This window comes from Glutamicibacter sp. BW77, assembly GCF_002332285.1.
GTDB classification, from domain to species: Bacteria; Actinomycetota; Actinomycetes; order Actinomycetales; family Micrococcaceae; genus Glutamicibacter; species Glutamicibacter bergerei.
In genome coordinates, this window is sequence record NZ_NRGT01000070.1 from 1 (window position 1) to 5,520 (window position 5,520).

The window sequence follows — 5,520 nt, forward strand, 5'->3', positions numbered from 1 at the left end:
GGAAACCACCACTCCTTTTAAAGCTTAGAAACCTAGACGGCCTCGCCGCGCGCAGTGCGCAGCTGGGTCAGACGGTCACCTAAGATTTTCTCAAGTTCTTCTACGCTACGACGTTCCAGCAGCATGTCCCAGTGGGTACGTACTGGCTTCTCGTTTGTTGCTTCAGGGGCCTTAGCTTCGCCGTGGACGAGCTTCGCCTCCTTGCCGTTCTTGGTGAGCCAAGTAGCAGGGATTTCGGCTTCGGCTGCAAAGACGATGAATATACGTTCACCCTCTTCGGTACGGTACTCCACACGCTGACGGGCAGCCGGCTCCACACCTGCCTCAGATTCCATGCTCTGTGCACCCAGGCGCATGCCTCGTAGGCTGCGATCGCTCATGTTTTCCCTCCGCGATGTTAAAAAGAATTCGCTACAAACGTATCAACGATTGATGGCACAAGATAATTCCCAAGGAATAATTTGGACACCAAAACATCCATTATACGCGTCAATGGCGGGGTACGTCATGCGCACCCCGCCATCGAGCTGATGTGTTTCACCCTAAAGAGTGGAAATTAGATTCCCGAACCACTTTGTGGTGGCTGAACCGAACCGGTAGCTGGGTTTTCGGTGTTGCTAAAAGCACTACCGATTCCCTTAAGCGCTTCGGTCAGTTCACTTGGAATGACCCATAGGGTGTTGCTTGTACCCTCGGCCAGCTTAGGCAAGGTCTGCAGGTACTGGTAAGCAAGCAATTCAGAATCCGGCTTACCGGCGTGAATTGCATCAAAGACCTTCTGGATCGCTTGAGCTTCACCATCAGCGCGCAAGATCGATGCCTGAGCATCACCTTCGGCCTTCAAGATGGAGGACTGGCGTGCGCCTTCTGCGGTCAGGATCGAGGACTGCTTAACGCCTTCTGCGGTCAAGATCGCCGCACGGCGATCTCGGTCGGCACGCATTTGCTTCTCCATTGAATCCTGAATCGAGACCGGAGGATCGATAGCCTTGAGCTCGACGCGTGAAACACGAATGCCCCACTTGCCGGTAGCCTCGTCCAATACTCCGCGAAGCTGACCGTTGATCTGGTCGCGACTGGTCAGAGCCTGTTCCAAGTTCAAACCACCGACGACGTTACGAAGCGTAGTGGTGGTCAGCTGCTCGACTGCCTGAATGTAGTTAGCAATTTCGTAGGTCGCTGCGCGTGCTTCGGTGATCTGGAAGTAAATCACGGTATCGATCGAAACCACGAGGTTATCTTCGGTAATCACCGGCTGTGGCGGGAAAGAAACAACCTGCTCACGAAGATCGAGAAGTGGCAAAAGTCGATCCACAAATGGGATGAGGATCGTAAGCCCTGGGTTTAGGGTCTTATTGTACTTGCCGAGGCGCTCCACAATGCCGGCTCGTGCTTGTGGCACGATTCGAACACTGCGCAACAGTACGACGATCACGAAGATCGCCAGAACGACAAGTACGATGGTCAGGCCAAAGCCGTTTTCCATGGTGTGTACTCTCTTTCCATGTGCGTAGTAATGAGGTAAAAAGTCTTTGAAACTACTTGGACTCTGTAGGCGGCGCTGGATTCAAATATGCGGTAGCCCCTTGAATGCGGCTAACCACCGCGTAGGAACCTGGCAACATCGTCGCAGCATTAGCTTCAGCACGGGCGGTCCAGATTTCACCGGCGATCTTGGCGGAACCAGACAGGCGTGAGGTGGGCTCCAGAATCAGCGCGTCGTGGCCGATAAGCCGTTCAATATTCGTCCTAAATCCTTCGGGCGATTTTTTTAGATGTTTAATGGCGATAGGCCGGACTAAGAAAATCATCAGAAGCGACAGCAGGCAAAAAATAACTACCTGTAGCCAAACGGGGCCGTCAAGTAATGCGACGGCGACTCCGCCTAGCGAACCAACACCGAGCATGATGAAGTACAGATCTAACGAAATCATCTCAATGATGGCCAACAGCAGAAATAGCGCGAGCCAAATGACCCACGCGTTGCTGACAATCCATTCTGCCGTTGTCATGGCATCCACCTCTGTTCAAATGAGCAAGGGCCAATTGCGAGTGGCCTTTTCTCTATTCTGCCGTAAGGCGTGAATAAAAGCGGTAGTCATTTTGGGGTATTTTCTAGCCCTTACGGACGAATGTATGTACGCCAAAGGATGCGTTGACACTTTGCGCCCCGAGGGATTCGGTTTTGGCGCGCAAGGTTTCGGGGGAGAGGTGGTGCCCTGCCGGACCCATGAATACAAGATTGAACAAGTCGTTGGTGCTCAGTTCCATCGGGTACTTCAACTGACGGCTGTGCTGGTGCAGAAGGCTATGAGCCGCAAATTTTTCGATCAACGAGGATTCTTTGTTCTCCGCGATGCCGAGCATGTCCAGCGGTTCACGGACCTCTTGGAGATGATCGGCTGCCGCGGTGACAACTATGCAGACACCATTAGCCCGTAAGACGCGATGAAACTCCTCCGGGTTATGCGGTGCAAAGCAGTTGAGCACTACATCGCGGGAATTATTGGCCGACGGTAGCCGGCGCCAAACGTCCCATACCATTGCAAGCGTATGGGGAACCTTAGCGGCTCGTCGCATGGCGTAGCGTGAAATATCTAGGGCGAGTGCATCAACTTTGGATCCGGGCAGGGACTCGATGATCTCATTCAGGTAGTAACCGGTGCCGGCTCCTGCGTCCAATAGGTCTAGTGAATCTTCTGGGTGATGCCCGCTGATAGATTCACTGAGCAATTCAGCCAGTGGTTCGTAATGCCCGGCGTTTTGGAATTCTTCGCGGGCGAGAACCATTGGTCCGGTATCTTCGAGGAAATTTGTTCCACGTCCGGTGAGGAAATTGAAATATCCCTGTTTAGCTGCGTCAAAGCGGTGTCCCTCAGGGCAACTCAGACTACGCCGCGGCTGCGTGGTGAGGCCGAGGTTCTGTTCGCAGACAGGGCATTGAGCCGTAGTGCTAATGTCCATTAGAAGTTCAGCTCCTCTCGGGCTTGTGCAATCTCAAGACCCGGGTAGCGATATAACTCGTCCTGCCCAATCAGCGACCGAGTAATGGCTTTGTCGATATAGACGGTGCCAGCAAGATGGTCGGTTTCGTGTTGCACGATGCGAGCTTGCCAGCCAGAAAACTCTTGGCTGAGTTTGTTTCCCTCACGGTCTTCGAAGTCGGCGGCGATATCTGCCGGACGGATCACGACAGCTTGGAAGTTATCGAAGGACAAGCATCCTTCATAGAAAGTCGCCTGTCGATCGCTGACGGCACGATAGGTGGGATTGAAGATTTCTAGGTACTCTAACGGTGCTCGTTCGCGTAGCTGCGCTGTTTCTGGATCGGTGGGATACAGATCCTCCAAAACAGCGATCTTTAGCGGAATCCCAATCTGTGGTGCCGCAAGCCCGACACCAGGAGCCGCGTACATGGTGGCTCGCATGACATCCAACAGTTCTTCAAGTAGTTCTTTGGGTAGCTGATCTGTATAGCGTTGTGCTTGCTGTCGAAGCACTGGATGACCCAGCTGGACGATCGGCACAACCTGATCCTCGGCCTGGGACAGAATGGTCACTACTAGGTCGGTCAGATCCTCGGAGGTTAGCTGCTGAGGTGAATTCACTTCATAATCCGATCAGTTGTATTCAAGGTGTTTGCTAACTGCGCCAACCTAGATTTCAGCCGTGCGCGCTCTGTGTCATGTAATTGGTGCCCAAGAAATTCCAGCCGGTCTTGGGTGTATAAGTGAATTTCGATGTCCTTGTCATAGAAAACATCTATGAGGTTGGCGAATCGGCGTTCCTCGTCCATCGGCATGTGCTCGCTGGAGGGTACGGAAGTTATATGCCAGCAATTGAAACGAGACGCTAGCTCAAGGTAATCAGCGGTATTGCGTCGTGTACGGCAAAGCTGGCTAAATGATATTTCAATGCTCGTTCCGGTTAGCCGGACAGGGCCTATATGGTCATAGCCAACGGGGAGCTGCTCAGTGAAGTCAGTTTCATCAATGGGGGAGTATCCGGGGTTTAGCGTGCCCGAACGGTAGCCACTGAGTCGCATTTGTTCTGGCGTCTCCAGCATGCGGTAATCAACCGCAGCGTCGAGTTCAAATACTTCGAAGGACGATCGAATTTTCGCAATGGTTGGCTCGATCAGATGATGGAAATATTCGTCATCCAGTAATTTTTCTGGGGCATAATTTGACGTCGTGATGATGAAGATTCCAGCCTCTTCGCAGTAGTTCACCATCTTAGCCATAAACATTGCGTCCCCTGGTTCGACGCAGTGGAACTCATCAAAGAACAGAACCTTCAAACCCTGCAGTTCGCGCTGGAGGCCTTCGGTAAATACCGAACCCGAGCTTTGGTCACTCCTACGTTTGCTTGGATTATTGATCGTTTGAAAGAACTCATGAAAATGAAAACGTGCCGTCGACTTCTGATCTAAATCCGCGCAGATGGCATCTATAAGCATGGATTTTCCGCGGCCTGGCGGACCATAAATATACGTTCCACGCTGCTCTTGTTCACTGAGGTGTGCAAGATTTCGGGTCAGTAAGCCTATGAGGTCGTTCTGGCGATCATCGAGAATAAGCCCTTGTCCCTGAAGGTGGGAAACTACTCGGCGCCTACGCTTTGCGGCGCCACGGGCGCGCAACAGTCCAGAGGGCAATAGTGGTGAAGGCATATACAAATCTTCCCACTAGCCGGACTGACTGCCAATTTACTTGGCTGTACGCAGCGTAAATTGCTACATGATTTCGATGCCAACGGCCTGAGAAAGAATCGAAATCACGCTAACAACACACAGATAGACCGAGAATAATATAAGTTGAATTATCAAGCATTATAGGGGGAGTAGTACTAATCTCACCAACACATGCGCACTTGGTATTGGCAACTTCTGATCTTTACTATCGCTTTGGGGCTAAGCGTGTCCATAATGGTTGCACCGAGGGCTGTAAGTGCAGCGAGGCGTTGGGAGCACTGAGTCCGAATTATCGCTGAGCCAGAGGAGTCGAGGAAGATGACCAGTGAATATGCTGGATCGCCAACACGTGAAGAAATCATCTCCAATGATTTACTGGACATGTCAATGACGATTCTCAAGACCCTGTCAGATCCCGCTCGGCTGCAAATGTTGTGGGCGCTAAGCAAAGCCGAGCATTCATTGTCTGAGCTTGCGCAATATGTTGGGGTCAGCCCAACGGTCGCTGGACAGCTGCTCGCCAGGCTCAGGACGACTGGCGTTCTGCAAACACGCAAATCTGGTCGTCATGTAATTTACTCGATGCAAGACGAGCGCCTCAAGCAGTTCATTGGCCAAGTGCTAGATTTTGCCGAGTATCGCCTTGCCGTCAGCAACCAGGATGAGCCTGTGAGCCAGATTCGCAGCAGCTAGATGTCAGTGCGTGCAGTTCTGATTACTAGATGTCAGTGCGTGCAGTTCTGATTATTGGCCAACTTCTGCCACTTTCAGCCAGCTTGATATTGAGCCGATAATCTACATTATGTCAAGTAGAAAAGACTCTATTT

The 5,520-nt window shown here is 51.9% G+C and carries 7 protein-coding genes; 1 reads left to right on the forward strand and 6 read right to left on the reverse strand.

All coding sequences use genetic code 11. The features are described from left to right. Nucleotides 1-32: 32 nt before the first annotated feature. The 6 genes from CIK74_RS12015 to zapE all read right to left on the reverse strand — a co-directional run bounded on the left by CIK74_RS12015 (nucleotide 33) and on the right by zapE (nucleotide 4,672). Nucleotides 33-380 (reverse strand): RNA polymerase-binding protein RbpA, encoded by a 348-nt coding sequence (locus CIK74_RS12015; RefSeq protein WP_096256459.1) that lies wholly within the window; start codon nucleotides 378-380, stop codon nucleotides 33-35. A 176-nt stretch (nucleotides 381-556) separates the two neighbouring features. After that, a complete protein-coding gene (locus tag CIK74_RS12020) occupies nucleotides 557-1,486 on the reverse strand; it encodes an SPFH domain-containing protein (protein ID WP_229677124.1) in 930 nt (309 codons plus the stop codon). Nucleotides 1,487-1,538: 52 nt separating this feature from the next. After that, nucleotides 1,539-2,012 (reverse strand): NfeD family protein, encoded by a 474-nt coding sequence (locus CIK74_RS12025; protein WP_096256464.1) that lies wholly within the window; start codon nucleotides 2,010-2,012, stop codon nucleotides 1,539-1,541. Between the two features lie 103 nt (nucleotides 2,013-2,115). Next, nucleotides 2,116-2,964 (reverse strand): putative RNA methyltransferase, encoded by an 849-nt coding sequence (locus CIK74_RS12030; protein WP_096256460.1) that lies wholly within the window; start codon nucleotides 2,962-2,964, stop codon nucleotides 2,116-2,118. Then, nucleotides 2,964-3,608 carry a peptide deformylase gene (locus CIK74_RS12035; protein ID WP_096256461.1) on the reverse strand — a complete coding sequence of 215 codons (645 nt, stop codon included), beginning with the start codon at nucleotides 3,606-3,608 and terminating at the stop codon, nucleotides 2,964-2,966. Before CIK74_RS12035 ends, CIK74_RS12030 begins: the two co-directional genes overlap by 1 nt. After that, entirely contained in the window at nucleotides 3,605-4,672 is a 1,068-nt protein-coding gene (gene zapE / locus CIK74_RS12040) for an AFG1/ZapE family ATPase (RefSeq protein WP_096256462.1), read from the reverse strand. Before zapE ends, CIK74_RS12035 begins: the two co-directional genes overlap by 4 nt. A 339-nt stretch (nucleotides 4,673-5,011) precedes the next feature. Here zapE and CIK74_RS12045 point away from each other — a divergent pair, with 339 nt between their 5' ends. Further along, nucleotides 5,012-5,386: a metalloregulator ArsR/SmtB family transcription factor gene (locus CIK74_RS12045; protein ID WP_096256463.1), complete on the forward strand. Its 375-nt coding sequence runs from the start codon at nucleotides 5,012-5,014 to the stop codon at nucleotides 5,384-5,386. Nucleotides 5,387-5,520 lie beyond the last annotated feature (134 nt).